Source organism: Polynucleobacter sp. AP-Jannik-300A-C4 (assembly GCF_018688335.1).
GTDB lineage: Bacteria > Pseudomonadota > Gammaproteobacteria > Burkholderiales > Burkholderiaceae > Polynucleobacter.
In genome coordinates, this window is the sequence record NZ_CP061316.1 from 376,803 (window position 1) to 401,881 (window position 25,079).

A 25,079-nucleotide genomic window follows, 5' to 3' on the forward strand; every position below is an offset into this window, starting at 1 on the left:
ATCCATCATAATGGCTACATATCATGGTCGCAGAGTCAGCCTACTTTGTAGTATTCTCGGCATGACATGGCAAAACCAATTTCTCTCGAAAAAATATTATTTAGCCAAGGATTTGGCACTAGGCGCTATTGCAGCGATTTAGTCTATGCCGAGCTAGTGAAAGTTAATGGTGTATTGGCGGAAGATCCAGAGGAGCGCATTGCGACTGAGGGTTTGATGCTGAACGTGGAAGGCAAAGATTGGGAGTTTCATGAAAAAGCCTATATCGCTTTTAATAAGCCCCCAAACTATGAGTGCTCTCATAAAACTACGCATCACCCCAGCGTCTACAGTTTGTTACCAAAGCCATTTGTAGAGCGAGGATTACAGTGTGTCGGCCGCTTAGACTTTGATACTACTGGCCTTATTTTGATTTCGGATGACGGCCAGTTTATTCATAAGATGACTACGCCAAAGAAAAATATTGGTAAGGTCTATGAGATTACTACCCCTGAGCCTATTACTCAAAAACAGATGGATCACTTATTAAGTGGCGTTGTGCTGGATGATGACCCAAAACCCTGTTTTGCGACGGCTTGCAAACAGCTAAGTGAAAATGTTTTAGCTATGACTATAGTTGAGGGCCGCTACCATCAAGTCAAAAGAATGATGGCTGCTGTAGGTAATCATGTTGCTAAGCTGCATCGTACTGAAATCGGGCAATACCGTATGCCTGCCGATTTGAAGGAAGGTGAGTGGCGTTGGCTTTATCCAGAAGATTTACAGATGCTATCTAAGAGTGTGGATGCTCCCATTGTCTAAACCTAAACTCCTAGCAAATGATTTTGACTTTGCAAAAGTTGTGCCCGATTGGCAGCTTAATTTAGCTACTCAAGAGCTAGAGCGAGTATTTGTATTTCGGGATTTCAAGGCGGCATTTGAGTTTATGACTCTAAGTGCTAATAAGGCGGAGGAGTTAGATCATCATCCAGATTGGTCTAACTCTTGGAACCGAGTATCAGTGCGCTTAAGCACCCATTCGATGAAAGCTTTGACTGAACTCGATATCGCCATGGCAAGTGCCATGGATCGATATGCTTTGCAAGTTCAGGCTTAGTTCCTCTTACTGAACTTCTTCATCCTCTTCATCTTCCGAAGTAATACTCATGAGGATGGTTGCCAATAGACCATAAACAACCTCAGTGGCAATCATGCCATCTTCATCGAGCTCATCAATCAGGTCGTTTAGACAATCTTCTGTGGGCTCATTTAAGAGTGTCATGGCGCATTCGCACCCATAGTCAAAATCTTCGTCGTTTTGGGTTTGAGTGTCGTTCGTCATAAGAATCCTTTAAGTGATGCTGCAGAATAGCAAATAAAGTCTCGCTAGCCCAGCGCTATTATTTCAATAGGGCAAGAGCTTCTTTGAAGGCTGGATTTTGAGCACTCTTTAGCCACTCAAATCCCAGCATCTCTCCAGTAATCAGTCTGGCTCCAGCAGCACTCAGTCGATCAAGAGCGATTTGTTTATCGAGTGCTCGGCGTGAGCCAACCCCATCCACCACTATGGATACGTCATAACCCTCATCGATTAATTTCAGTGCGGTTTGCATTAAGCACACATGGGCCTCGCATCCCATCAGAATGCATTGCTGGCGATTGGTGGGAATGGCTGCTGCGAGGCCATCTGCGCAGGCATTGAAATGCTCTTTGCTGATTGTTTGGCTACAAAAAGACTTAATGGATTCAATATTGCTTCCAAGGCTCTTTGGGCTTTGCTCTGTGCCAATGATTGGAATCCCGAGAAGTTGAGCAATCTTGGCAATCCGGATGCATTGATTTAATACCGACTCACCTTGATTAATTGCGGGCATGAGACGACCCTGTAAATCAATCAGGATGAGGATGGATGACTCTGAATGAATTTGATTGGAGGTTCTCATGATTATTGGGCTCACAGTAGAAGGCTGACAGTTTTAAAGTCGGGATCATCATCAAGCTTAGTAACTTCAAAACCTAACTCAGAAACCAGGTGCAACATTTTTAAGTTCTTACTCAAGACATATCCAAGCATTTCTTGTAATTGATTTTCTTTTGCATATGCGATTAGGTCAAGCATCAAATGCGTACCAATTCCATGTGCCGCATAGTGATCACTTACGCTCAGAGAGAACTCGCAAACATTGTTATTGGGTGGAGTCACATAACGTGAAATGCCAATAATTTCTTCATCACCTTGTTTATTTCGAATGACTGCGACTAGAGCCATTTCTTTTGCGTAGTCCAGTCGCAAAATGTCATCCAGAAAGGCATCTGGAAGCTTAGAGATTGCGTGGGCAAATCTTAAGTAACGACTCTCTGGTGAGAGATGGTTGAATAGCTCAATGATTCGGTCCCGGTCATCTGAATGGATGGGGCGAATCAGGTAGTGTTCACCGCTGTCAAGCGTATAAGTCTTGTTGGGGAATGAGATTGCTGTCTTCATAAGCTGGAGGTAGTCGAGACTTGATTCTTCAGGATACCTTTTTATGCAAGAAACTACAGTCTTTTAGCTCTAAAATAGAATCTCACACCTATCCCATATGGCAATTCCCTCATGATTTCTTTGGCTCAGGCCTTTAATGACCACTCTGTAGCCTTTTTTGTATTTGCTGCTATCAGTGTCATCATTGTGGGCATCTCTAAAAGCGGCTTTGGTGCGGGCTTGGGAGTGTTGTCATTGCCGCTAATGGCGAGTCAGTCCAGTATCCATGAAGCCTTGGCAATCTTATTGCCTCTGTTAATTGCGATTGATTTGGTGGGCTTGAGGAGATTTTTGAAAAATGCCGATTGGCGAATCTTAAAGTTAGTTCTTCTACCTGCTGCATTTGGCATGCTGTTGGGCTATCTCTTTTTCTCTGTCATTACCCCCAAAATTCTCTCGCTCTCGATTGGTATCTTTACCTTGCTATTTTTAATTCAGAGCTTAGTGATGTCACGTTTAAAATTGCAAGAAGCTAAACCATTCCCATGGCTTGGAAGATTAATGGGGGGAGTTTCCGGATTCACTTCATTTATTGCCCACATCGGTGGCCCTCCCATCACAATCTATATGCTGAGAGAGAAAGTCGCACCTATGGTGTACACCTCAACCCTGGGTATTTTTTTCACGGTGATTAATTTTGGTAAGTTACTACCGTATGCTCATCTCGATTTACTCAATTTCAATCAATTAGCTACTTCAATCCTACTCTTGCCTTTAGTGCCAGTAGGTGTCTATTTAGGATTTTATTTAGCCGAAAAGATTTCAGCTAAGTGGTACTACATCGTCGTCCAATTTTTTCTATTGGTGGCAAGTATTAAATTAATCGCAGATGGCTTACTCGCCTAAGTCAAAACAAGAAAGGTTTATGAATAACTTTATACAAGTAAAAGCGATTCTGCCGATTAGAATTGCCTTCATTTTTGCTATCCCAATCACTTCAATCGCACAAACTTTTTCACCTTATAGTCCTGCGCAAATACAAGAGTTTAATAATCAAGCCATAGCACCGATGGAGACTCCTGCTGGCCCAGTGTATCTGGAGAGGCCGCCGGTCAATCAGAAGCCGAGTGTGCCATTTGATTCTCGCTATATTAAAAATCCAGATGGCGAAGAGCAGGCAGAAGCACAGGGGGCCGAGTCAGCCGCTCCGTTTGAGCCAATCCCCGCTACCTTTACCTTCTAGTCAATCCTAGCTGTTAAGATTGCTTCAATATTTTAGAAAAGAGTTCTTTATGAAACCGTACTCCATCCGTTTTTTTATTAGTGCTGTAATGGCATTAGGTTTTGCTTCTGTCGCCTGTTCTCAAGACGCATTGCCGATTAATGCCGCTGCCTCCGTTAACGGGGTGATCATTTCTAACGATGCTGTTGAGCAAGGGATCCAAGCTTCCTTATCTCAAGGTCAAAAGGATTCTCCAGAACTTCGCAAGGCAGTTTTGGGAAAGATGATTGAGATTTCTCTTCTTTCCCAGCAGGCTGAGAAAGATGGCCTTGCTAATTCTGATAGAGCCAATAGTCAACTGGCCCTCATTCGTCAAAATTACTTAGCCGACTTAGAGTTGTCTACTTATATTTCAAAAAATCCAGTAACTGATGTTGATGTGCAAGCAGAGTACAGCCGTGAGATTGCCTCGCTAGGCCCTCAAGGCATGATCATTGAATATAAGGTCAGTGATATTGCTGTTGCTACTGAAGCTGATGCACAAGCTGCCCTAGTTAGAATTAAAAAAGGCGAGTCTTTCGATAAAGTGGCTAAGAGTGTTTCGCTCGCACCTAATAAAGTTCAAGGCGGGGCTGTAGGCTGGGTACAAGCAGGTCAGACCTTGCCACAAATTGCTAGTGTTCTCGTAACTCTCACTAAAGGTCAGGTTTCACCTGCGCCAATTCAGATGCCACAAGGCTGGTATTTAATTAAATTGGAAGATAAAAAATCCAGCAAGCCGCCAACTTTTGAGCAGGCTAAAGCAGCTATTCGCAACGGCTTAACGCAGAAGAAGCAATTTGAGTTCTTGTCCCAATTGCGTCAGGGAGCGAATATCGTCGTACGCTAAATAAACTTGGCTATTAAAAAGGGCGCCTCAGGGCGCTCTTTTGTATTTCTACCATCCCCTCTAGTGGTATTTCTCTATCTCCATACCAGTCATTCGGGAGTAGATTAAATCATCACCGATTAAATAAGGGGTCATAAATGAGTAAGAATCCATTTGATTTAGGCGCGATGGCAAGTCAGGCTAAAGGCATGAAGGCTGCGCAAGCAGTTGGACAGGCAGCGCTGACTAGTGCTCAGGAAATTGCTCAGTTAAATCAGAGGGCTGCGCAAGAGCTTTCTACTCGATTACAAACCAAAGTTGCTGAGCTGATGAAAACACAAGATCCAAAGGCGGTATTTGATTATGTCCATGCCGAAGTCTTGCAAGATGCTGCAAAAGAAGTGGCCGACTATCAGGCTCAACTTTTTCAAGCGTTGGCTAGTGGAAATAAAGAGCTAGCAAAAATTGCCGAGTCAATGATTAAAGACTCTCAGCATGACTTAATTCATTTTGTGAATGAAGCTACTCAAAATGCTCCCGCAGGAACTGAGCCATACACCTCTGTATTCAAAACCTCATTTAGCAATGCACTTCAGAATTTTGAGTTGATCCGCGCGGCAATGGCAGACTCCTTTGTGGGTTTTGAGAAGAGCGTGGAAAATATGAGTCAGTTTTCAGCTACACAGAGTAGCGCTGCAAAACAAAAGCCGAAAAACAAATAAGTCTATATGCTTTAACGGGCGAACTATGGGTTGCAGTGCTTGCACAAAGAGGGGTTGGCAAATTGAATTATTTTCATCCCTTCTGAGTTTTGATATTCGCACTTAAGGCATCCCCATATTTTTGCAATCTCCTGGTTGGTCGGCATGCCGCATGCATTGCAAGGCAATCCTCGCTGAATCTCCTTAACCCAGTAGCCTGGAGTTTGGCATTCTGGGCATAAGGAATTCATCTTTTTTGCAAGATCTATCGCCGCTTGCCGAATACCCTCCATTCGGGTTGGGTTGGCAAAGGCTCTAAGGTCATTTTCAACATAAACAATTCCTTTTGATGAGTGTGCTGAGGCCCATTCAAAAGCATGCTTGAGTTGCTTGATGTCGCTAATATTTTTTATGGATTGAGGGTGATATTCATCTGTTGGTTTTATCACGAGATGATGGGATGGAAAAAGTGCTGCGTGAGAAAACTTTTCTAATTCCTCCCAGCGAGTGACATAGGCATGAGCATTTTGAGCGGGACCGCTGTAGAACCCAGTAATTTCTAATTGGAGTGCTTCGTCGATGAGGATTATTAATTCCTGATTCCATGGCAGCATCCCGGTATATGGGTCGGCAACAAAGGCCCCTTCATTTGCTAAACCAAGATCAGTGCCAACTAGCTTCATACCAATTTGAGCCTTCTTGCGTGCAGCATCTAGTTGGCTGCCGTATCTAGGCGCTTCGAGGGTAAATGTCCCTAGTAAATCTGTATCGTAAGCATCGGTGTGTTTTATCTGAAGTCCAGTGCTGGGCTTGAGGATTTCATTAAGCACAAGCTCTTTGCCATGCTTGGTTAAAACGCTAGCTGTTCTATTGAAATACATATTCATCGGAATATCTCTAAATAGAGCTCATGTGCTAACTAAATCACTAGTTTGGCAATCATGGCATACAGAGGAATGCCCAAAATAATATTGAATGGGAATGTGATGCCGAGTGACATTCCCATATACAGGCCTGGATTGACTTCAGGTAACGCATGACGCAGAACTGCGGGCACGGCAATATAAGAAGCGCTGGATGCTAAAACCATTAGCAAAATACTATTACCAAGTGGCAGGCCAATCAGTTTGCAGAATGCCAATGCAATGAGAGCATGTGAGAGTGGAGAGGCAATTGCGTAAAGGAGGGTAATAGGTGGCTTGCCTTTGAGGCCTTTAATACTCCGAGCCGCCATGAGGCCCATATCCAGCAGAAAAAATGCGAGCATTCCCTTAAAGAGATCAATTGAAAATGGTGCCATTAACTTTTGACCGGCATCACCGCTTACTAAGCCAACCACCATCGACCCTAAAAGGAGGAGTTGTGCGCCATCAGTAAAGGATTCATGCAATATTTTTGAGATACCAGTTTGCTCAGGCTTGTTTTGGTGCTGAGCTGCATGCGCAACCCGAGCTTTGTTTGCTAAAACAATTGCCAAAATAATAGCTGGAGACTCCATGAGCGCCATCGCAGCTGCCATATGCCCCCCATAACTAATATTGAATTGGTCTAGGTATTGAGTGGCTGTAATGAAGGTAACCGCACTGACAGAGCCATAAGTTGCGGCAACTGCTGCTGCATCAAATGCGTTTAATTTAGTTCTCAGAATCTGATAGCCGATGATAGGAATCAGGACGGCCAGGAACACGGCAAGACCAAGAGACAGGGCAATCTCTACCGTAAATCCGGACTTATGTAGAGCAAAGCCGCCCTTGAGACCCAGTGCCATTAATAAGTAGAGCGATAGAAATCGAGCAATCGGCTGTGGAATTTCTAGGTTCGATTTAACGGCGCCAGCAAATGCGCCAAATATAAAAAAGAGGATTGCTGGATCTAAAAAACTTGCCATTGCTTAGCGCCTAATAATTGCTTCTACTAACGGATGCTGAATTTTCTTCTCCGAGCGAATGGCGTAAAAATACTCGTAGATATCTTCACACTTGCCAATCATTTCAATATGGTAGGTTTCTTTTAAATCCTTTTTGATGCTTTCGCCGGCTGGGAAGATTCCTAAGCCACTCGCTGCAAAGGTCTTTAGTAGAGCGCTATCCTCAAACTCGCCTGCAATATTTGGGTTGATACTATTTTGTACGAACCATTGATCGATCAGGTACCTAACCTTTGAATGCGAGGTTGGTAATAGTATGGGCAGATCATTCAGACATGCAGGAAAAGATTTTTTGGATTGCTTGAGTAGCTTCTTGGGGCCAAACCAGGCAATCGATGACTTCATTAACTCTTCGCTATAGACATGCAGATTTTTATTAATCGGTGCAGGTCTATCCGCAAGCACAATATCTAACCTATGTAGGGCAAGATCAGCTAAGAGGTCTTCAAATTCTCCTTCATGCGCAATCAGCTGCACATCGTTTTTTTCCAGAATTGGTTCAAGTAGCTGTCTGGTTACTAGCTTTGGTAGTCCATCGGATATGCCAACCGTTATTTTAGTTTTAGGTGAAGTGGCAGCCTCTCTGACTGCTTCCGGCAGTCGCTCGCCAAGGAGAAAAATTTGATCAGCAATTTCCAGGGCTGCATATCCAGATTCAGTTAAGGTGATACCCCGTCCAGCTGGTTTGAAGAGCAGATAACCGAGTGATTTTTCTAATTCATGTACCTGGGCGCTGATTGTCTGAATTGCAATATTGAGACGCTCGGCAGCCTTAGACATGCTGCCTTCTTTGGCTACTACCCAGAAGTAGTAAAGGTGTCGGTAGTTATAGAGCATTTGATTGTCAGTTTTTTCCGAAATTAATGTCAATATATCTCTGCTTTTTACTAATGGCAAATCAGCCTACATTAACCCTATCGAAATCCATGGAATTCATGGGTAATTAAATGAGGAGATGAAATTGGAACTATTTAGCCCGGAATTTTTTTCGGCATTGCTGGCAATTATTGTGATTGATCTGGTGCTTGCAGGTGATAACGCTATTGTTATTGCGATGGCTGCCAGAAACTTGCCAGCACATCTTCAGAAAAAGGCGATTATTTGGGGTGCCGTAGGTGCCATTGCTGTCAGAAGCGCTATGACACTAGTGGTCGTATATCTACTTAAGATCCCTGGACTAATGTTGATTGGTGGATTACTGCTGGTATGGATTGCATATCGTTTACTCAATCCTGAGCAAGAGAGTGATGAGCATGGCCAAGCCTCTACAACCTTTTGGGGCGCAATGAAAACCATTGTGGTTGCGGATGCCATTATGGGGTTAGACAACGTTCTCGCTGTGGCTGGTGCGTCTCACGGTAGTTATGTATTAGTTGTGCTTGGCTTGTTGATTAGCATTCCTGTAGTGATCTGGGGATCGACTCAAATACTTAAACTCGTCGAGCGCTACCCTTCTGTGACCTATTTGGGTGCTGGTGTCCTCGCATGGACGGCGGCAAAAATGATGATTTCTGAGCCAATCTCTAAGGAATGGTTAGCTTCCCAAAGCTCGGCTTTGGAATACGTGATTCAAGTTGCTGTTGTACTAGGTGTATTAGCAAGTGGTTTTATTAGAAGTAGACGTGCGCTTGAAGGTGTGATTGCTCCTTCGGTTGTAGTTCCGGAGTCTGCAAGTATGGTGTTACAAGAGCAGCCCCCTAATTTTGGAGAAAACAAAATGAATAAAATTTTAATTCCTGTGGATGGTTCAAAAAATTCAGATTTGGCAGTGAAGCATGCTGTGAAGACTTATGGCCAGGATTCGAATGCACGTTTTTACTTGTGCAACGTACAGCCTACCTTATATCGTCACATCGGCAAATACTTGAGTAAGCAAACGATTAATGAGTGGCATGCTGAGCGTGCAACTCTGGCTGCAGCCTCGGCATCAGCTTATCTTGAAAAGCATGGCCTGAATTTTTCCTTTAGCTACGCCTGTGGTGATAAAGGTAGCGCTATTCGTGATGAGGCTACGCGACTTGAATGTAGTCGTATTGTGATTGGTACTTCAAAGAAAAACTCTTTGAGCCGTTTGTTTGAGAACTCTACAACCGCCAAACTACTAGAGATCAGTGATATTCCGGTAGAGGTAGTAACTGGCAGTTCATTACCAGCGCTTGAGCGATGGGGTATTCCTGCCCTTGGTGCTGGTGCTGCAACCGCGCTAATGGCTGTGGTGATCGATTAGTTTTAATCCGGCTGTTCTCTTTTATGCCCTCGTTTTGAGGGCATTTTTTTATCTTTAAATATTCAGATAAATACTGAATTTAAATCAATTAAATTCTTCTTTATTAAGAATAAAGACTGATCTATTCTGGCCCAGTGTTAAGTAGAGGAGGATGTTAATGAATGTAATCTTAGACACTAGGGATGGCCTTGAGCCAGAATTAAAAACTTTCACAGAGAATCGTGTGAAATTCTCGTTGAAGCGACTTTATTGGATGGTCCGAAAAATTAAGATTCAATACAGCGCAGTTGCATCGTCAAAGACCACTTGCAATCAATACTGCGTGATTAGCTTGGAGACATTTGACCATCATCAAATCGAAGTGAGCATGGCGGCCAAGGATCAGCGGACCGCGCTGGAGATGTGCCTTAAGAAAATCTATAAGCTGGTTCAGAGAACCCTTCATAAAAGCCAGCAATATGGACGATTTTCAAAACACCTCTATATATGAGTAATTCACTCCCAATTCGATTGATTCCCCACAAGTATGATCTAATAGACTACTTACATGTGGGGAGTAGCCTGCTCAGTCCTCTGAGTCCTATATATCGTCAATTCGGCCTTAGGGTCCGGTATAAAGGTGGATCAATATCAAGGCAAGACCATTTTAATTTTCATAAATGGTTATCTTTTGAATTCGCAACCCCGATCGTTGATTTATACGCTCAAAATCGTGCCCAAGTCCCTTATTTGGGGAATTCCACATATTTTCAATTTAATAAGGCGAGATAATGAGAGATCTTGTTTATTCATTAAAATAGTCGCAATGAATCGATTAGTAACTGCATTGATATTTGCAGTCTGTATCTTGTTTGCAGGCGGAGTGAGTGCACAAGCTCAAAAGCCACTTTCTCTAAATGAATTGATTGGTATCGCGCTAGAGTCGAGCCCTCAAGTGCTGGCGGCACGCGATCAATCCAAGGTAATCAGAGGGCAACTCTCTTCCGCTCGCGCAATTCCAAATCCAGAGTTCGAGCTAAATACAGGACAACAAAGATCAGTAACTGGACCGCTGACTACGGGCAATGTGTCATCCTGGTCAGTGACCCAGCCGCTAGATATGCCTTATACCCGCTATCCTCGTGTGAATACAGCCGAGGCTAATTTGCGAGCTGCCGAGGCAACTCGTGTTGCCTTTGAAATTGAAATGATTTCCAGGGTGCAACAACGTTTCTATGAGTTGATGCGTCGCGAAGCAGAGTTAAAAGCAGCCGAAGAAGATTTGGGGTTAACTAAGCAAATTCGCGATCGTATGCAAATTCGTTATGACGTTGGTGAGACTGCCCGATTCGAATTAATTCGTGCACAAACAGAATTTCTGAATGCGCAAATTAATACTGAATCTAGTAAGTTGAGAGTAGAGCAGGCTAAGGGTCAATTGAGGCAAGTAGTTGGACATAACTTGCCAGCAGACTTCGAGGTTGTTTCTCAAGGTCTCAAGATAGAACCTTTGCCTACTTTGCCAATCTTGCTAAGTGAGTTGCACGCGCAAAGTCCCGAGTTGCAGCGGGCAAAAGCTGAGGTCGAAGCAACTGAATCTAAGTTGAGCTTTGAGCAGAACTCTCGCTTGCCAAAACTATCGATTAAGGCGCAGCAATATAACGACCCAAATTTTACTGATCGTCTGTATGGCTTGGTGGTGAGCATTCCTATTTGGGACTTCAAGGGTGGTCAGATTGCGGAAGCAGAAGCCAATGCATCTAAGGCTAAGAATCAACTGAATGCCCAAAGCCAAAACCTCGATCAGCAATTGGAGACGGCATATAAGCTCTACCAGATGACCAGTTATCAGGTAAAAATTCTGGATGAAGATGTCGTTAAGCTAGCATCGAGCGCGCGGCGGATTGCTGAGGTTTCTTATCGTTACGGTGAGCGCGGCATGCTGGAGTATTTAGATGCACAAAGAACATTTAGAGTGGCTCGTAATGATTTGATCAAGGCTCGCTTTGATTTGGCCTCAGTCGTTACCGAGATTCAGCGTTTAAGAGCAACCCCGGAGTGGATTGCAAAAATTGAGAGTGGAATGCAATGAAGCAAGAGTTCACGGAAATCACGGCTAAGTTAAAGGAGTTTTACTCCCGCTATATGGCAATTGCAAAAGTCTATGCAAATGAATGGCTTGCTGTTGTCATTAAAGCCCAAAATGATTTATATCTATTGACCCATGAGTGGTTTAGTACTCACTTGCCTCGTGTGGCTCAGCGGTACGATAAAGCCCCTCCCTGGACGCAAAAAGGACTCTATTACTTTCCTTGGTTTTGTCTATTTCTGATTATCCTAAATTACTTCAATGTGTTTGATCGCAGTCCGACCGTCAAGTCTGTTCAAGATCCCAATGTAGTGATCGTGAATGAAGATCTACATAATATGATTACTGAGGGAGAGGTTTACACCGGTTCGTTTGTTGAAGAGTTACGCGCTTCTGGTCGAGTGGATTTTAATGAGATGTTTTTATCCCGTATCGGTGCGAATGTGACAGGCCGAGTATCGGAGATACTAGCTATTCCAGGTCAAAAGGTGAAGCAGGGCGATATTTTGGCCAAAATCACCTCTACTGAATTAACGCAATCCCAACTATCTTTTCTGAAAGCAAAGAGCGCAAGTCAATTGGCTGATCAGGCAGCTAATCGAGCTAGGATTTTATATAAAGAAGATGTGATCGCTTTGGCTGAGTTGCAAAAGCGAGAGGCTGAGGCAAGTAGCGCCAAGGCTGAATATCGTGCAGCAAATGATCAATTGCGTGTTCAAGGTATGGATCAGCCTAGTATCGATCGCTTGGCAAGGTCCGGCGTGATTGAATCTACGAATAACGTGATCGCCAGTATTCCTGGTGAGATTGTGGAGAGAAAGATCAATAAGGGTCAGGTGGTGCAGCCTGCTGATGCTTTATTTACAGTGGCTGATTTAAATACCTTATGGGCAGTCTCTGAAATCCCAGAAAGTAACTCTTATTTAATTCACAAGGGTCAGAAGATTAGATTGATCATTCCAGCTTTGCGTAATGCAGAGATTGAGGGTGTTGTTGCTCACGTCGATTCCGTTGTCAACACCCAAACTCGTACAGTAGTAGTGCGAATGGAAGTGCCTAACAAAGATGGTTTGATTAAGCCTGGAATGTTAGCAACCATGATGATTGAAAGTCAGCCGACTAAAAAATTGCTAGTACCTACTAGTGCAATCATTCGTGAAGATAATAAAGATTATGTATTTGTTAAAGAGGATGATGAAATATTTAGGATGATAGCTGTGAAGCTTGGTCCTGAAGGCAGGGGATATCGTCCGGTGATCTCGGGTCTAAAAGAGGGGCAAAATATCGCAGTCAATGGTGCCTTCCATTTAAATTCTGAACGTAAAAAACAGTTGAGCGGTGGTTAAGCTGCATGATTGAGAAAATTGTCCGCCTCTCCCTGCAGCAGAGACTCTTAGTCGCAATTATTGCTTTGGTATTAATGGTGGCAGGCTTGCTGGCAACCAAGCGTCTGTCGGTTGATGCATTTCCAGATGTCACTAATGTACAAGTACAGATTGCCTCTGAAGCTCCAGGCCGCTCTCCCGAAGAGGTAGAGCGTTTCGTCACAGTTCCTATTGAATTGGCGATGACTGGCTTGCCGGGCCTTACCGAAATGCGCTCCCTGAATCGCAATGGAATCTCTGTCATTACCTTGGTATTTACGGATAAGACCGAACTCTATTTTGCAAGACAGTTGGTTACTGAGCGCTTGATTGAGGTAGCCTCCAGAATGCCTGTTGGTATTACGCCTGTGTTAGCACCACCTTCAACAGGTTTAGGTGAAATCTATCAATACACCTTAGATCATCCTTCTGATGGTGACCGAGAGCTCACAGTAGATGAGCTAGAAGAACGCCGGACTATTCAAGATTGGATAGTGCGCCCCATGCTACGTTCAATACCTGGGGTGGCTGAAATTAATACTCAAGGCGGATATGCGCGTGAGTATCAGGTATTGGTTAATCCAGAGCGCTTGCGTCACTACCAAGTGAGCTTGCGCGAAGTATATGAAGCACTCGCCAGAAATAATGCTAATTCAGGTGGTGGGCAGCTACCGACCTATGCAGAGCGCTACCTCATTCGTGGCGTTGGATTAATTACCAAGCCAGAAGATATTGGCAAAATTATTCTGAAGGAAGTCAAAGGTATTCCGGTATACGTGAAGAACGTAGCTGAGGTCACCATCGGTAGTGAGATTCGTCAAGGCGCAGCGATTAAAAATGGTTACACCGAGAGTGTGGCAGGCATTATTCAGATGATTCGCGGTGGCAATGCTCGAGAAGTAGTAAATCGGATTAAGTTAAAAGTAGCAGAAATTAACGAGGGTAAGTTACTCCCCGATGGCCTACAGATCGTGCCATTTTATGATCGTACAGACTTGGTAAATGCGGCCATGTTTAATGTGGCGAAAGTATTGGTCGAGGGAGTTGTCCTGGTCATTATTTTGCTCTTCTTATTTCTGGGTGATGTGCGATCTTCCTTGATTGTGGTGGCTACATTGATTTTGACGCCGCTACTGACATTCTTGGTTATGAATCGTTATGGCATCTCTGCTAATCTGATGTCATTAGGTGGTCTCGCAATTGCGATTGGCATCATGGTGGATGGTTCGGTAGTGGTTGTAGAAAATACTTTTGCAAAGTTAGGTGAGCGACTAAAGGCTGGAGAATCTAAAAATCGTATTATTTTGGAGGCTGCCTCTGAAGTAGGCACCCCAGTCTTGTTTGGTGTCGGCATCATTATTTTGGTCTTTATGCCACTACTCTCTTTGGAGGGGATGGAGGGCAAGATGTTTGCCCCAATGGCTATCACTATTGCAATAGCACTAGCGATTTCTTTGATCTTGTCATTTACCTTATCTCCAGCACTCTGTTCGTATATTTTGAAGGGTGGTAGTGAGGACGACACTAAGCTGGTTGCCCGTCTTCGTGCGCCATATGATCGCTGGCTGCATTGGAGTCTTGCCAATCCGAAGTTAGTTGTTAAGAGATCCTTGATGGCTTTAGCGGCAAGTTTGGTTGGTTTTGTACTTTTAGGTAAAGCATTTATTCCAGTGATGCAAGAGGGTTCAATTACCCCAGTGATTGTGCGCGCACCAAATATCTCTTTGGATGAGTCTGTGAAGTTGGAGTTTGAAGCGCTTAAAAGAATTATGACCATACCCGACGTCAAGATGGTGGTGTCTCGTCTTGGTAGAGGGGAGTCCCCCGCAGATCCGGGTCAACCCAATGAATCTGACCCAATTGTGACCTTAAAACCTTTGAGTGAGCGCAGTCTAAGTCAAGAAGAAATTGCCCAGCAAATTCGCGATAAGTTAAAAACACTACCTGGTATTGAATTAGCCATTTCACAGCCGATTGCTGCACGTGTCGATGAAATGGTTTCAGGTGTGAGATCGCAAGTAGCGATTAAGATTTTTGGTGATGATTTATTGACCTTGCAAAAGCTAGGAGCGCAAATCAGCCAAATCCTCACTAAGATGAAGGGCAGCAATGACTTGCGAATAGAGCAAGTCTCTGGACAAAATTACCTCAATATCAAAATTGATCGAGATGCCATTGCTCGCTACGGGATCAATGTGTCGGACGTAAATGAAGTGATTGAAACAGCGATTGGTGGTAAGCAAGCCAGCATTGTCTATGAAGGTGAGAGACGTTTCCCACTCATGTTGCGATATCCTGCCCCCTATCGAGATAATGTAGATGCTATCGAAAACATCATTCTGCACTCACCTGATGGTGCTCAAGTGCTATTGCGTGACTTAGCGGAAATTTCCTTGGTGGATGGCCCAGCGCAAATCTCGCGCGAGGCAGGCAAACGTCGTTTGGTCGTTGGCGTGAACGTCGATGGTCGAGATCTGGGTGGATTTGTGAAGGAAGCTCAAAGCTTAATTGCTAAGCAGGTTGAGTTGCCAGAAGGTTATACCCTGGAGTGGGGTGGCCAGTTTGAAAATATGGAACGCGCTATGGCTCGTTTGATGATCATTATTCCGCTGACTATTTTGGCGATCTTTTTCTTACTCTTCATGCTATTTAAATCCATACGATTAGCAGCTTTGATTATTTTGGTCTTGCCTTTTGCGTCAATCGGCGGTGTAGTCGGTCTATTTATAGCTGGTGAGTATTTATCCGTGCCTGCGGCAGTAGGATTTATTAATTTATGGGGTATCGCCGTTCTAAATGGCGTGGTGTTGATCTCATTTATTAAGCAATTGCGTGAAGATGGCTACTCTATGGAGGATGCCTTGCTGCATGGATGTGGCCATCGCTTTAGGCCAGTCATGATGACTGCTTCAGTCGCGATGCTGGCTTTGGTACCAATGCTGTTTTCAGGCGGCCCCGGCTCTGAGGTTACAAGACCGCTAGCTGCAGTAGTCATCGCTGGTCTGATTACATCAACTGCATTAACATTATTAGTACTCCCCGTCTTATATAGATGGTTTGAAGATAAAGAGGTGGAAGCATGATGGAAGTGAAGGCGGTTATTCGCCCCAATAAATTAGCAGCCCTCAGAACAGCATTGCTGGAGACCCCGGGATTTCCGGGTATGACTGTATCGAAGGTTGAAGGTTGCAGTGCCCCGAACCGTACCAGTAAATTTAATATTAAAGAAGAGTTAACCGATTATTCTGCCAAGGTAAAAATTGAAATCGTTTGTAATGACGAGATTGCTCCAGTTTTCATGGACCGCATCGTGACTATTTGCCAAACGGGTCAGGTGGGCGATGGTGTAGTGTGGTGTACAGAAGTACCCAAGGCATTCTTTATCTCTAAGACCTCAGTCTAGGCAAATCTGTAAATTCTTCGGTATGATGAATCGAGCAATTTTATTAATGATTGCCAATCATCTTGGAGACTGCTTTGAAAAATATTATCGATCGCATTGATCATATTGTCCTGACTGTTACAGATATTGAGCGCACTACACAGTGGTATGAAAAAGCCTTAGGTTTCGAGCGAGAGTTTTTTACTGGACCAGAAGGTCAGCCCCGTTATTCATTGCGCTTTGGGCAATTAAAAATTAATCTTCAAGATAAAGATACAGAAACACCTACAAAAGCCAAAGTTCCTACGATTGGCTCTGGTGACTTTTGCCTGATTTCAGCGATCCCCTTGGATGACTTCATTTTTCATCTTCAGAGCAATGGCGTTGCCATTGATGTTGGTCCAGTTCCTAGACGTGGCGCTCTTGGACCGATTCGTTCTGTCTACTTGCGTGACCCAGACAATAACCTCGTAGAGGTTGCTGAATACGTTTAATGCCAAACTAGATCTTATGCGTTTAGCTGGCGTGCAAGATCTAGAAAGTCTTTTGCGTGATAGTTAGTAAATTGCTCCACATGGAGATCATTTCGAAGATGATTTTTGCCAAACTCCATTGGACGTTCAATAAAGGCCGTTTGTAGTCCACAGGCATGGGCGGCTTCTAAATCATCTTTATGTGCTGCAACCAGCATGACCTCTTCTGGTGAAATATTAAAAGTTTCTGCCACCCCTAGATAAGTTTCTGGATCCGGCTTGTAGTGGCGGAATACCTCGGCGGAAAGAATGAGGTCCCAGGGTAGCCCGGCGTTTTTAGCCATGTTGGCTAATAAGCCCAGATTTCCGTTGGAAAGAGTCACGATTGTGAACTGACTTTTCAGCTTGTGTAGACCTTCGACAGCCTCTGGCCAAGGAGTAAGGCGGTGCCAGACTAGATTGAGGTCTTGTATTTGCGCTTCAGATAAAGAATTGATTTTGAAGGTCTTGAGAACATCATCTAGGATCATGCGGTGCAGATCATCAATCTTGGTCCAAGGAAGTTCTCCGGAGCGAACACGAGCCATAGCTGGCCTATAACCTTGCCGCCAAGCTGTTGCAAAGGCATCTGGATCAACTGGCAGCCCGAGTCGAGTGACCTCGGCTGCGATGGATCCATGCCAGTCAACTACTGTGCCAAACACATCAAATGCAAGAACTTTTGGTTTTGTTTTCATATGGAGATTATTCATTAGCTTGAAAAAAATTGCTGGAGATTATTCTGCTGAATTCTTCTTCAGAGTCCTGTATGTGATGTGAAGTCATACAAGTCATACATTGCAAAGAATTGCTAGAATGACAAAGACCCTAAAAGGGCGCCAGATCAAATAAGGACATAGTCATGGGCGGTATTTCTCAGTGGGAGCAATTGAATATTGAATTAACGGCTGCCTTAGGTAGCTCTGTTCATTTTGATACAGCCCATCAGGCGGTATATGCCTCAGAAGCATCCAACTACCGCCAAATTCCGATCGGGGTTGTTACCCCTAAAAATACTGAAGAATTTATAAAAGGTATTGAGATCTGCCATCGCAATAAAGCGCCGGTACTGATGCGCGGTGCTGGTACCTCCATGAATGGTCAGACTGTGAATAATGCGGTCGTATTTGATATTTCTAAGTACTGCAACCATATTCTTAGCTTAGATCCAAGTGCTGGCAATGCCATTGTTGAGCCGGGTGTCATCTGCGACTCGCTGCGTGATGCTGCTGAGCTACATGGCCTTACTTTTGCGCCAGATCCTTCGACGCACAGTCGTTGCACTTTGGGGGGTATGGTTGCCAACAACTCTTGCGGAGCCCACTCCGTAATGGCGGGTAAGACGCTTGAAAATACCGAAGCATTAGAGATTCTGACCTATGACGGTGAACGCTTTTGGGTTGGCCCAACTTCTGATCAAGAGTTGCAAGACATTATTGCTGCCGGTGGACGTAAAGGCCAAATCTATCGAGACTTGCTAGCTTTGCGTGAGCGCTATGCAGATTTGATTCGGGCGCGCTTCCCAAATATTAAGCGACGTGTTTCTGGTTATAACTTAGATCAATTGCTACCCGAGAATGGGTTTAACGTTGCACGTGCTTTGGTTGGTACGGAAGGGACTTGCGCACTCACTCTGGCCGCAAAAGTGCGCTTGGTAAAGAGCCCAGCAAAAAGGGTGGTTCTCGTTTTGGGTTTTGATGATATTTATGTGGCAGGTGATGCCGTACCTGAATACCAATCCTTCCACCCTATTGCGATTGAAGGTTTAGATTACAAAATTATCCGTGGCTTACAAGAGCGCAATTTAGCTAAAGCGGAGATTGATTTGCTTCCCCCTGGCAACGCTTGGGTAGTTGTGGAGTTCGGTGATGACACTATCGAGGGTGCTATTGCTCAGGCTCAAAAAGCGGAAGAATATTTCAAGGCAAGAACGAAGGGTCCAAAGCCATCTACATGGTTAGAGCCTGACCCACTAGTGCAGAAACGTATTTGGTCAATTCGTGAAAATGGTGCCTCAGCCACTCACTTATCGATCGACCCTAACTCGCCTGATCCAGTTGTTGGCTGGGAAGATGCCGCAGTTGATCCAGCGCGTCTGGGTGAGTATCTTCGCGCCTTCCAAGCATTAGTGGACTCCTATGAATACGAAACTTCGCTCTATGGACACTTTGGCGATGGATGTATTCATGCGCGCATTACTTTTAATTTACGCTCTGCAGAAGGCGTTGCTAAATTTAGATCGTTCATTCGGGATGCGGCAACCTTAGTTGTGGAGTTTGGTGGCTCACTCACTGGTGAGCATGGTGATGGCCAAGCTAGGGCAGAATTTCTCCCCATCATGTTTGGCGAAGAATTAATGGGCGCAATGCATGAGTTCAAACGCATCTGGGATCCGCAAAACAAACTCAATCCAGGAAAAGTGGTTCATCCCTATCGCGTAGATGAAAACCTGCGCATGGGCCCAGAGTACAAAGTGGTCAATATCAAAACGCGTTTAAATTTCTTGAGCCAAGAAGGCAATGGATTCCAGAGAGCAGTTGAGCGTTGTGTTGGTATGGGTAAATGCCGTAGCGAAAAAATCGGCACGATGTGTCCAAGCTACCGCGCCACTAAGGAAGAACGCTTTTCTACTCGTGGACGCTCACGCCTATTCTGGGAAATGCTCCAGGGTGAAGTAATTAAGGATGGCTGGAAGAGTGAAGAGCTCAAAGAAGCTTTGGATACTTGCCTCTCATGCAAGGGTTGCAAGAGCGATTGCCCAGCGCACGTGGATATGGCTTCATATAAAGCCGAGTTCTTATCCCATTATCATGAGACCAATAGCAGACCTCGTCAGGCTTTGACCATGGGTCGTATTGGTGATTGGGCGCCCCTTGCCAGCAAGTTCTCCTGGTTGATGAATGGTGTTATGCAAACGCCACTACTTTCTAGTATTGCTAAGTGGCTTGGTGGCGTAGCGCAAGAGCGTAGCCTGCCGAAGTTTGCAAACCAATCCTTCAGAAAGCAATTCAAGCCAATAAAGCATGCAGGTCTGGGACAGAAGAAAGTCATTCTCTGGGTGGATACTTTCTGCGAGCACTTTCATCCTGAGGTTGCAAATGCTGCGGTTGAGGTGCTGGCACATGCGGGCTTTGAGGCAACGCTACCAAAGACGCCTCTATGCTGCGGCCGACCTTTGTACGACTTTGGTTATCTAGATCTCGCTAAGCAAAAGCTCGAAAAGATTTTGGATGCGATCGGCAGTGAAATTCAATCCAATCCAAGTGCGCCGATTGCAGTGGTAGGTCTTGAGCCAGGCTGTATGTCGGTATTTAAGGATGAGCTATTAAAGTTCTTCCCGAACGATCCAAGGGCGAAACTCTTGGCATCGAGCACCTACCTGCTGGGAGATTTTCTGCACGAGCAGGGCTACACGCCACCACCCTTAGACTGCAACATCTTGGTTCACTCGCATTGTCACCAGAAGTCTTTATTTGGTACCAAAGGCGATATAGCTCTATTGGCTGCTTTGGGTGCCAAGGCTAATTACATTGATAGCGGTTGCTGTGGCATGGCAGGTTCATTTGGATTCAATCCAGAGCATGTTGAAATATCCAAAGCAGTAGGTGAGCTGGTATTGCTGCCCGCTATTCGAGCTACTGATCTAGAAACTATCATTCTGACCAATGGCTTTAGTTGTCGAGAGCAGATTGAGCAAGAGACCGGTCGCAAGGTAAAGCATCTAGCTGAGTTGCTACAAATGGCGCATCAAGCTCAAGTAGAAAGCGTGTAATACCAATTCCCTTGCAGTAAGAAAGGTTCATAATGCTACTAAAGCCCTATTTAGATTGGGAGTAATCAATTGGATAAGTTAAATCTGCAAGCCTCTTATTTAAGTAGCTCTACCCATAGAGGGGATGCTACTTTGCATGATCGAAAAATAGCCCCTAGTACAGCCTCTACTCGAGCCCATCCTATCCCCTCCGCGCTAAAAGTTGAGCAGTCTGGACCAGCAGTTACTATTGAAATTAGCGGTAATACCCCCGATCCCCTTAAATTGATCCCGATGAGTGCTGATCGACAAATCAGCGCATATATTCGAAATACAAAGTTGCTCTAAATCTCTCAGGTTGATAGCGGTACCCTCTGATTTAGTTTGAGCCTCGCTCAGAGCTCGTGGATTCACGATAAATAAGTTAGTATTAACTAACTTATTTATCGACCCTCGCTACAAATGAGTACGTCCTAGTAGCTTGTCCCCAAATAAAGCTAGAATGGATCCCCGCCCAAACAGATGAGGGGGATAAAGCACTACGGTGTGGATGCCCAAAGGAAACCCAATGAGTTTGTTCAAGAAAAGTTCACAGTCCATTAAGTTCTTACAGCCAACGATGGAGTCCTTTGAGACCATCATTGGACCTGCTACGGAGGTTCATGGCAGGCTAGTTGCTAATGAGAGTCTACGAATTGATGGTCGAGTTATCGGCAATATCGAGGCGCGCCAAGGTAAGAGTGTCAGCATAGCTTTGGGTCGTACGGGGGTGGTGCTGGGTGATATTTTCGCCTTTAGGGTTCTAGTTGCCGGCAAGGTAGAAGGAAATATCTACGCTACTGAGCGCGTTGAGTTGCATGAAGGTGCGGAAGTTCGAGGCGATATTACTTATGGTCAACTCGGAATTGAGCATGGTGCAAAATTAAATGGCCTGATGATCTCCAGAAATGGTGAGGAGCCAGAGGGCGCTACTGATTCTGCTGCAATTTTTCAAGCCAATTGGAGCAAAATTAAAAGCCAATAATTTTTTGGCGCACACCATTTTTACCTATTAACGCATTAACAAGGATAGTAGCTCATGGGATTATTTGACTTGATTAAAGGCGGGTCTTTGCAGATGAGTCAAAGACAGTTCGATCAGTGCGTTTTTAATCACTATCGCGAACGATTTAACTACGATAGTTTTCAAAGTTTCTGGCATGCAACTGTTTCAAATCCGGACGGTAGCGTTGGGCGCTTAGTTGATCGCCTTTATGCATGTGAGGATGGCTTTCCAAAAGATAGTCTTTTACATGCGCAGTTAGCAGAAGCCTCTTTGATCATTGAAAAACATTGGTTCAATACCTACGGTATTAGTCCAGAGTCCTTAAGTATTTTTTCAAATATCTGCACCCAGGCACAACAGGCTCTTGAGGAACAATTAAGTTCTGAAGCCGTTCAGCCTATTGAGATTGATCCTGAAGTGAGGGTTGATGGCTGTCAAAAATCTCTGAACACGTATGAGCAAAATCTGGCTCAAATGGGTATACCCAAGTTTGATGATTTAACAAAGATTCACTACTTTATGGTGGATATGAATGAAACCCTATCAGCCCCATTTAAATACAGCGGTAGTGTTTTAAAGGTTTTGGAGCAGGACTCTTATATGCAGGATGATGATGTTAGCTGGGGGCGATGGACTCTGTTTAGAGACGCTACTGGCTATACCGATATTTGGATTGTGCGCATCGAGTCTGGAAAAGCTGAGGTAGTAAAAATGATTTCTAAGGTAGATGCAGATGCCTACAGCTTAGATGAATCCCCCAGGGGAATTCAATATGATCTAGAAATTTTTAAGGCAATAGATAAGACACGTATTACTGCTTTTGATAATTCTGAATTTAATGATCCGCCACCGCCGTATTTCCAAATGCTGTCGATGATGGATGTCATTGGCGATAAACCCGGCAGCAACGTCTAGATAAAAAAATACCCCAATAAAGGGGTATTTTTTTAAGCGACTAAGACTTACTCATCATCACTCGAGTTTGAGCTTGAATAGTCTTGAGTAGAAGAGCTTGAGTAGCTTGTAGAGGGTGGAGTCGCATCAATTACTCTCAATTCACCACTGAGCTTGGCGCCTTTTTCTACGCTCATTTCAGCATATTGGGTGAGTCCAGTAATTTTTGCGCTAGAGCGAACATTCAGGTGATTGGTCACATGGAGGCCTTGAGTCACTTCGCCGCGAATCTCAACCACTTCAGCATTGATGCGACCATTCACAATTCCGGAAGTATCAACTAGTACTTCTTTGGTATTGAGTTCGCCTTCAACTAGACCTGCAACAACTGCCATTTCTGGTACTTCAAAGGTGCCCTTGACAATAACGCCCTCACCAACAAAAAGGGAGCCTTTTGGATTGTTATCGGTCATAGTAAGTTTCCTGAGGTAATAAATATGGTTTTATCATATAGTAATTAATGAAATTTTTGGACTTCCGTGCTACTGGCTTGCCCTACATTGGGGCCGGTTTTTTTCCGGTGGTAGGGGTGGATAGCTCTGAAAACTGCTCTTTTAACTCTTTAAGTGAGTTAATTTTGCTTTCTATATGGGGGATTTGTTTTTGAAGTGCCTGGAGATTCTCGCGATAGTGGGCTTCAACCTCATCCATTTCCTTGCGCGTAATGACGCCCCCCATTTCCTTGGTCATTTCAGGGCTAAATCGAATGGCCACCCTAAACCCTAAGAAGTGGATGCCAATGCCAAAAAGAATAAATGCGCTAAAGGATAAAAAGGCGATCTTGATCGCCGTTCTACCGGTTATCTTGACTTGCTTCATGGTCGATGTAGACCCAGAAATCCAGATGAGCTGCATTTTTTGCTATTAATCCTCTATTTTCTTGGGGTATTACCCTTAATTGAGGGTGATTTTAACATTTTGGATCAATTTTGAAGGGTTTTTTGAGCCTAAATTGCTTACTATCAATAGGCCAATTTGCTAATATCTAAACATAAATAAAACAATATGGAGATAGGATCCCCCAATCTTTACTCCTGCTTGTATTTTTGCGGCGAAGTAAATTGAGGAAAATGGCATGTCGCCAGTAAAAAACAACCCCTTGCCAGATGTGATTGGAGCCAGGCTAAAAGCAGCCAGGGAGGCTCGCAAGCTCGAGCGCGTGGAGTTGGCGAACTTATGTTGCTTGTCTGCCAAAATGATTTTGGAGCTGGAGGAGGGTGGCATGAGCTCTTTCTACAGCTTCCCCTTGAAGATCAGTGCAGCAAAACGGGTGGGTAGTTTTCTGAATCTCACTGAGTCTGATTATTTGTCATTTCCGCAGCCCCCTGCTGATCCTGTTGAGGGTCTTGAGGGTGTGGCGCCTGAAGCGGAGGACGTGGCTAGAACTGAAGTGGCTCCCGCAGAGTTAAATCCTACATCTGCGCAAGATGAGGTTCTTGCTGGATCACGCGATCCAGCCATCACCGAGCGACTAGAGTGGCAGGAGTTGTTAACGGAAAAAGTGGGCGGAGATGTTTCTGGGCCAGAGGCTGGTGGTCGCTTTAGCTTTTCCCTCAGGCCAGCACTTTTTCTGTCTCTGGGGCTAGCTATTGGTGGGCTGTTGTTTGGCCTAAATACGAAATATGACTTGGTATATCAAGTTGCAGCCCTCATGGAGACTAAGCCTACGCCCCCACCTGCTGTTCCAGTAGAGGAAGCGTCTAAAGAGACTGCTGATGAAGGTAAAGCGCAAGTGCAGCCTGACCCAGCATTGAGCCAGGAAGTGAAGCCCGCCGAAGCGGTGGCAGCGACAGGCCAGTGCCCATACAAGCAAAATGGTCAACTATTGAGCTATCAATCGCCCAATCCGTCAAAGCCTGGCGATACCGTGAATCTCAAAACCTTAATTAAGCAGACTGTTTGCTTTGTTGATGGGGCCGGCAAGCAGTTGGTGATGGCAATGGAGGCAAATACTGCCCTTGCTTTTAAAGGTATTGCACCATTCACCGTTTTGGCTCAAGATTTGGATGATGTTGAAATGTATTTTCAGGGTTGGAGGGTTCGCTTTCCTGCCGCTGGGACTAAGCAAGTGCAGTTGCTCGAAGTGAATTAATGGCCCACTATCCTGTGCGCTAATTTTTTGAGGTATTGAGAAATGTTCGAATTTTCAAAAAAAGGCCCGATGGCCGATACACAGTTGACTTATGCCAGCATGGTTGGCAGTGGATCTACTGTAAAGGGTAATTTCACACACCGTGGGAATATGCTGCTCTCCGGGCACCTTGTTGGGGACATCCATCAAGATGAGGAGTCCTCAGGATCCACGGATGGCTACACCGCTGTAGTTGGTAAATCGGGGTTTCTAGAGGGCAATATTCACAGTGCCCACGCGATTATTATCGGCCGCATTGAGGGTTCAGTTTACGCAAAGGGTCGTGTTGAAATTTATCCTGGTGCAATCGTCAATGGTGATGTGACTTACTCGCAAATTAACGTTCATCCAGACGCTAAGGTGAATGGTAATTTAAAGTGCCTATTGTCAGATCTGACGGATCATTTGACCGATGAGCATGGTAGTGACGAGTCTCTCAATAATGTGTTGCCGATGACTAAGGCTGATGGCTACTAAGTAGTCA

Annotated in this window: 28 protein-coding genes and 1 pseudogene; 20 read left to right on the top strand and 9 right to left on the bottom strand. The window is 44.6% G+C overall.

Translation table 11 applies throughout. The features are described from left to right. Nucleotides 1–66 precede the first annotated feature (66 nt). Together FD975_RS02000 and FD975_RS02005 are read left to right on the top strand one after the other, a co-directional pair. On the top strand, nucleotides 67–801 hold the full coding sequence (locus tag FD975_RS02000; protein ID WP_215302663.1) for a pseudouridine synthase: 735 nt from the start codon (nucleotides 67–69) through the stop codon (nucleotides 799–801). Next, nucleotides 785–1,096 carry a 4a-hydroxytetrahydrobiopterin dehydratase gene (locus FD975_RS02005; protein WP_251371377.1) on the top strand — a complete coding sequence of 104 codons (312 nt, stop codon included), beginning with the start codon at nucleotides 785–787 and terminating at the stop codon, nucleotides 1,094–1,096. The genes FD975_RS02000 and FD975_RS02005 overlap by 17 nt, the downstream gene beginning before the upstream one ends. A 6-nt stretch (nucleotides 1,097–1,102) precedes the next feature. On the opposite strand, the gene FD975_RS02010 is transcribed toward FD975_RS02005, so the two are convergent. Genes FD975_RS02010 through FD975_RS02020 form a run of 3 tightly spaced genes read right to left on the bottom strand, consistent with a single transcriptional unit; the run spans nucleotide 1,103 to nucleotide 2,464 of the window. Further along, nucleotides 1,103–1,321 carry a hypothetical protein gene (locus FD975_RS02010; protein WP_215302665.1) on the bottom strand — a complete coding sequence of 73 codons (219 nt, stop codon included), beginning with the start codon at nucleotides 1,319–1,321 and terminating at the stop codon, nucleotides 1,103–1,105. 58 nt (nucleotides 1,322–1,379) lie between these two features. After that, a complete protein-coding gene (locus FD975_RS02015) occupies nucleotides 1,380–1,922 on the bottom strand; it encodes an isochorismatase family protein (RefSeq protein ID WP_215302667.1) in 543 nt (180 codons plus the stop codon). Nucleotides 1,923–1,933: 11 nt separating this feature from the next. Continuing rightward, complete coding sequence (locus FD975_RS02020) at nucleotides 1,934–2,464, bottom strand: GNAT family N-acetyltransferase (protein ID WP_215302669.1); 531 nt, start codon at nucleotides 2,462–2,464, stop codon at nucleotides 1,934–1,936. A 111-nt stretch (nucleotides 2,465–2,575) separates the two neighbouring features. Between FD975_RS02020 and FD975_RS02025 the strand changes: the two genes are divergently transcribed. From FD975_RS02025 to FD975_RS02040, 4 genes are all read left to right on the top strand, one after another. Continuing rightward, nucleotides 2,576–3,349, top strand: a complete 774-nt coding sequence (locus tag FD975_RS02025; protein ID WP_215302671.1) for a sulfite exporter TauE/SafE family protein — start codon at nucleotides 2,576–2,578, stop codon at nucleotides 3,347–3,349. Between the two features lie 19 nt (nucleotides 3,350–3,368). Continuing rightward, a complete protein-coding gene (locus tag FD975_RS02030; RefSeq protein WP_215302673.1) occupies nucleotides 3,369–3,686 on the top strand; it encodes a hypothetical protein in 318 nt (105 codons plus the stop codon). A gap of 49 nt (nucleotides 3,687–3,735) precedes the next feature. Then, nucleotides 3,736–4,554 (top strand): peptidylprolyl isomerase, encoded by an 819-nt coding sequence (locus FD975_RS02035; protein ID WP_215302675.1) that lies wholly within the window; start codon nucleotides 3,736–3,738, stop codon nucleotides 4,552–4,554. Nucleotides 4,555–4,691: 137 nt separating this feature from the next. Beyond that, nucleotides 4,692–5,255, top strand: a complete 564-nt coding sequence (locus FD975_RS02040; RefSeq protein ID WP_215302677.1) for a phasin family protein — start codon at nucleotides 4,692–4,694, stop codon at nucleotides 5,253–5,255. A 23-nt stretch (nucleotides 5,256–5,278) separates the two neighbouring features. On the opposite strand, the gene FD975_RS02045 is transcribed toward FD975_RS02040, so the two are convergent. Genes FD975_RS02045 through FD975_RS02055 form a run of 3 tightly spaced genes read right to left on the bottom strand, consistent with a single transcriptional unit; the run spans nucleotide 5,279 to nucleotide 7,998 of the window. Continuing rightward, entirely contained in the window at nucleotides 5,279–6,121 is an 843-nt protein-coding gene (locus FD975_RS02045) for a DUF6671 family protein (RefSeq protein WP_215302679.1), read from the bottom strand. A gap of 32 nt (nucleotides 6,122–6,153) precedes the next feature. Further along, nucleotides 6,154–7,122 carry a sodium-dependent bicarbonate transport family permease gene (locus FD975_RS02050; RefSeq protein WP_215302681.1) on the bottom strand — a complete coding sequence of 323 codons (969 nt, stop codon included), beginning with the start codon at nucleotides 7,120–7,122 and terminating at the stop codon, nucleotides 6,154–6,156. 3 nt (nucleotides 7,123–7,125) lie between these two features. After that, nucleotides 7,126–7,998 (bottom strand): LysR family transcriptional regulator, encoded by an 873-nt coding sequence (locus tag FD975_RS02055; protein WP_215303768.1) that lies wholly within the window; start codon nucleotides 7,996–7,998, stop codon nucleotides 7,126–7,128. A gap of 118 nt (nucleotides 7,999–8,116) precedes the next feature. Between FD975_RS02055 and FD975_RS10450 the strand changes: the two are divergent. The 8 genes and pseudogenes from FD975_RS10450 to FD975_RS02090 all read left to right on the top strand — a co-directional run. Continuing rightward, nucleotides 8,117–8,785: pseudogene (locus tag FD975_RS10450) on the top strand (TerC family protein); the annotation flags it as partial. Nucleotides 8,786–8,878: 93 nt separating this feature from the next. Then, entirely contained in the window at nucleotides 8,879–9,388 is a 510-nt protein-coding gene (locus tag FD975_RS10455) for a universal stress protein (RefSeq protein ID WP_251371440.1), read from the top strand. Between the two features lie 157 nt (nucleotides 9,389–9,545). Then, a complete protein-coding gene (locus FD975_RS02065) occupies nucleotides 9,546–9,878 on the top strand; it encodes a hypothetical protein (RefSeq protein WP_215302685.1) in 333 nt (110 codons plus the stop codon). Nucleotides 9,879–10,193: 315 nt separating this feature from the next. After that, the gene (locus tag FD975_RS02070; RefSeq protein WP_215302687.1) at nucleotides 10,194–11,459 is read left to right on the top strand and encodes a TolC family protein; all 1,266 of its coding nucleotides are present in this window, start codon (nucleotides 10,194–10,196) and stop codon (nucleotides 11,457–11,459) included. Next, nucleotides 11,456–12,802, top strand: a complete 1,347-nt coding sequence (locus FD975_RS02075) for an efflux RND transporter periplasmic adaptor subunit (RefSeq protein WP_215302689.1) — start codon at nucleotides 11,456–11,458, stop codon at nucleotides 12,800–12,802. The genes FD975_RS02070 and FD975_RS02075 overlap by 4 nt, the downstream gene beginning before the upstream one ends. 5 nt (nucleotides 12,803–12,807) lie before the next feature. Then, complete coding sequence (locus FD975_RS02080; RefSeq protein WP_215302690.1) at nucleotides 12,808–15,903, top strand: efflux RND transporter permease subunit; 3,096 nt, start codon at nucleotides 12,808–12,810, stop codon at nucleotides 15,901–15,903. Continuing rightward, nucleotides 15,900–16,223 carry a P-II family nitrogen regulator gene (locus FD975_RS02085; protein WP_215302691.1) on the top strand — a complete coding sequence of 108 codons (324 nt, stop codon included), beginning with the start codon at nucleotides 15,900–15,902 and terminating at the stop codon, nucleotides 16,221–16,223. The genes FD975_RS02080 and FD975_RS02085 overlap by 4 nt, the downstream gene beginning before the upstream one ends. Nucleotides 16,224–16,297: 74 nt before the next feature. Then, nucleotides 16,298–16,696, top strand: a complete 399-nt coding sequence (locus FD975_RS02090; RefSeq protein ID WP_215302693.1) for a VOC family protein — start codon at nucleotides 16,298–16,300, stop codon at nucleotides 16,694–16,696. Nucleotides 16,697–16,710: 14 nt separating this feature from the next. On the opposite strand, the gene FD975_RS02095 is transcribed toward FD975_RS02090, so the two are convergent. Further along, the gene (locus FD975_RS02095; RefSeq protein WP_215302695.1) at nucleotides 16,711–17,412 is read right to left on the bottom strand and encodes a haloacid dehalogenase type II; all 702 of its coding nucleotides are present in this window, start codon (nucleotides 17,410–17,412) and stop codon (nucleotides 16,711–16,713) included. Nucleotides 17,413–17,576: 164 nt separating this feature from the next. On the opposite strand from FD975_RS02095, the gene FD975_RS02100 reads away from it, so the two are divergent. The 4 genes from FD975_RS02100 (at nucleotide 17,577) to FD975_RS02115 (ending at nucleotide 22,425) form a co-directional block, all read left to right on the top strand. After that, entirely contained in the window at nucleotides 17,577–20,486 is a 2,910-nt protein-coding gene (locus FD975_RS02100) for an FAD-binding and (Fe-S)-binding domain-containing protein (protein ID WP_215302697.1), read from the top strand. A gap of 69 nt (nucleotides 20,487–20,555) precedes the next feature. After that, nucleotides 20,556–20,813, top strand: a complete 258-nt coding sequence (locus tag FD975_RS02105; RefSeq protein WP_215302699.1) for a hypothetical protein — start codon at nucleotides 20,556–20,558, stop codon at nucleotides 20,811–20,813. A 220-nt stretch (nucleotides 20,814–21,033) separates the two neighbouring features. After that, on the top strand, nucleotides 21,034–21,489 hold the full coding sequence (locus tag FD975_RS02110; RefSeq protein ID WP_215302701.1) for a polymer-forming cytoskeletal protein: 456 nt from the start codon (nucleotides 21,034–21,036) through the stop codon (nucleotides 21,487–21,489). Between the two features lie 54 nt (nucleotides 21,490–21,543). Beyond that, nucleotides 21,544–22,425: a hypothetical protein gene (locus tag FD975_RS02115; protein WP_215302703.1), complete on the top strand. Its 882-nt coding sequence runs from the start codon at nucleotides 21,544–21,546 to the stop codon at nucleotides 22,423–22,425. Between the two features lie 47 nt (nucleotides 22,426–22,472). On the opposite strand, the gene FD975_RS02120 is transcribed toward FD975_RS02115, so the two are convergent. Next, a complete protein-coding gene (locus FD975_RS02120; protein WP_215302705.1) occupies nucleotides 22,473–22,877 on the bottom strand; it encodes a polymer-forming cytoskeletal protein in 405 nt (134 codons plus the stop codon). Between the two features lie 82 nt (nucleotides 22,878–22,959). Further along, the gene (locus FD975_RS02125; protein ID WP_215302707.1) at nucleotides 22,960–23,283 is read right to left on the bottom strand and encodes a hypothetical protein; all 324 of its coding nucleotides are present in this window, start codon (nucleotides 23,281–23,283) and stop codon (nucleotides 22,960–22,962) included. Between the two features lie 256 nt (nucleotides 23,284–23,539). Between FD975_RS02125 and FD975_RS02130 the strand changes: the two genes are divergently transcribed. Further along, nucleotides 23,540–24,556, top strand: coding sequence for a helix-turn-helix domain-containing protein (locus FD975_RS02130; RefSeq protein ID WP_215302709.1), 1,017 nt, complete (start codon nucleotides 23,540–23,542; stop codon nucleotides 24,554–24,556). Between the two features lie 42 nt (nucleotides 24,557–24,598). Further along, nucleotides 24,599–25,072, top strand: a complete 474-nt coding sequence (locus FD975_RS02135) for a polymer-forming cytoskeletal protein (protein WP_215302711.1) — start codon at nucleotides 24,599–24,601, stop codon at nucleotides 25,070–25,072. The last annotated feature ends 7 nt before the right edge of the window (nucleotides 25,073–25,079 follow it).

Bases quoted from the DNA above. Each gene is read 5' to 3' on its own strand.
- FD975_RS02110 (WP_215302701.1), top strand. From the start codon at position 21,034: ATGAGTTTGTTCAAGAAAAGTTCACAGTCCATTAAGTTCTTACAGCCA.
- FD975_RS02070 (WP_215302687.1), top strand. From the start codon at position 10,194: ATGAATCGATTAGTAACTGCATTGATATTTGCAGTCTGTATCTTGTTT.
- FD975_RS02125 (WP_215302707.1), bottom strand. From the start codon at position 23,283: ATGAAGCAAGTCAAGATAACCGGTAGAACGGCGATCAAGATCGCCTTT.
- FD975_RS10455 (WP_251371440.1), top strand. From the start codon at position 8,879: ATGAATAAAATTTTAATTCCTGTGGATGGTTCAAAAAATTCAGATTTG.
- FD975_RS02010 (WP_215302665.1), bottom strand. From the start codon at position 1,321: ATGACGAACGACACTCAAACCCAAAACGACGAAGATTTTGACTATGGG.
- FD975_RS02030 (WP_215302673.1), top strand. From the start codon at position 3,369: ATGAATAACTTTATACAAGTAAAAGCGATTCTGCCGATTAGAATTGCC.
- FD975_RS02005 (WP_251371377.1), top strand. From the start codon at position 785: ATGCTCCCATTGTCTAAACCTAAACTCCTAGCAAATGATTTTGACTTT.
- FD975_RS02100 (WP_215302697.1), top strand. From the start codon at position 17,577: ATGGGCGGTATTTCTCAGTGGGAGCAATTGAATATTGAATTAACGGCT.
- FD975_RS02085 (WP_215302691.1), top strand. From the start codon at position 15,900: ATGATGGAAGTGAAGGCGGTTATTCGCCCCAATAAATTAGCAGCCCTC.
- FD975_RS02095 (WP_215302695.1), bottom strand. From the start codon at position 17,412: ATGAAAACAAAACCAAAAGTTCTTGCATTTGATGTGTTTGGCACAGTA.
- FD975_RS02130 (WP_215302709.1), top strand. From the start codon at position 23,540: ATGTCGCCAGTAAAAAACAACCCCTTGCCAGATGTGATTGGAGCCAGG.
- FD975_RS02120 (WP_215302705.1), bottom strand. From the start codon at position 22,877: ATGACCGATAACAATCCAAAAGGCTCCCTTTTTGTTGGTGAGGGCGTT.
- FD975_RS02135 (WP_215302711.1), top strand. From the start codon at position 24,599: ATGTTCGAATTTTCAAAAAAAGGCCCGATGGCCGATACACAGTTGACT.
- FD975_RS02025 (WP_215302671.1), top strand. From the start codon at position 2,576: ATGATTTCTTTGGCTCAGGCCTTTAATGACCACTCTGTAGCCTTTTTT.
- FD975_RS02115 (WP_215302703.1), top strand. From the start codon at position 21,544: ATGGGATTATTTGACTTGATTAAAGGCGGGTCTTTGCAGATGAGTCAA.
- FD975_RS02065 (WP_215302685.1), top strand. From the start codon at position 9,546: ATGAATGTAATCTTAGACACTAGGGATGGCCTTGAGCCAGAATTAAAA.
- FD975_RS02050 (WP_215302681.1), bottom strand. From the start codon at position 7,122: ATGGCAAGTTTTTTAGATCCAGCAATCCTCTTTTTTATATTTGGCGCA.
- FD975_RS02035 (WP_215302675.1), top strand. From the start codon at position 3,736: ATGAAACCGTACTCCATCCGTTTTTTTATTAGTGCTGTAATGGCATTA.
- FD975_RS02000 (WP_215302663.1), top strand. From the start codon at position 67: ATGGCAAAACCAATTTCTCTCGAAAAAATATTATTTAGCCAAGGATTT.
- FD975_RS02040 (WP_215302677.1), top strand. From the start codon at position 4,692: ATGAGTAAGAATCCATTTGATTTAGGCGCGATGGCAAGTCAGGCTAAA.
- FD975_RS02080 (WP_215302690.1), top strand. From the start codon at position 12,808: ATGATTGAGAAAATTGTCCGCCTCTCCCTGCAGCAGAGACTCTTAGTC.
- FD975_RS02045 (WP_215302679.1), bottom strand. From the start codon at position 6,121: ATGAATATGTATTTCAATAGAACAGCTAGCGTTTTAACCAAGCATGGC.
- FD975_RS02055 (WP_215303768.1), bottom strand. From the start codon at position 7,998: ATGCTCTATAACTACCGACACCTTTACTACTTCTGGGTAGTAGCCAAA.
- FD975_RS02020 (WP_215302669.1), bottom strand. From the start codon at position 2,464: ATGAAGACAGCAATCTCATTCCCCAACAAGACTTATACGCTTGACAGC.
- FD975_RS02075 (WP_215302689.1), top strand. From the start codon at position 11,456: ATGAAGCAAGAGTTCACGGAAATCACGGCTAAGTTAAAGGAGTTTTAC.
- FD975_RS02015 (WP_215302667.1), bottom strand. From the start codon at position 1,922: ATGAGAACCTCCAATCAAATTCATTCAGAGTCATCCATCCTCATCCTG.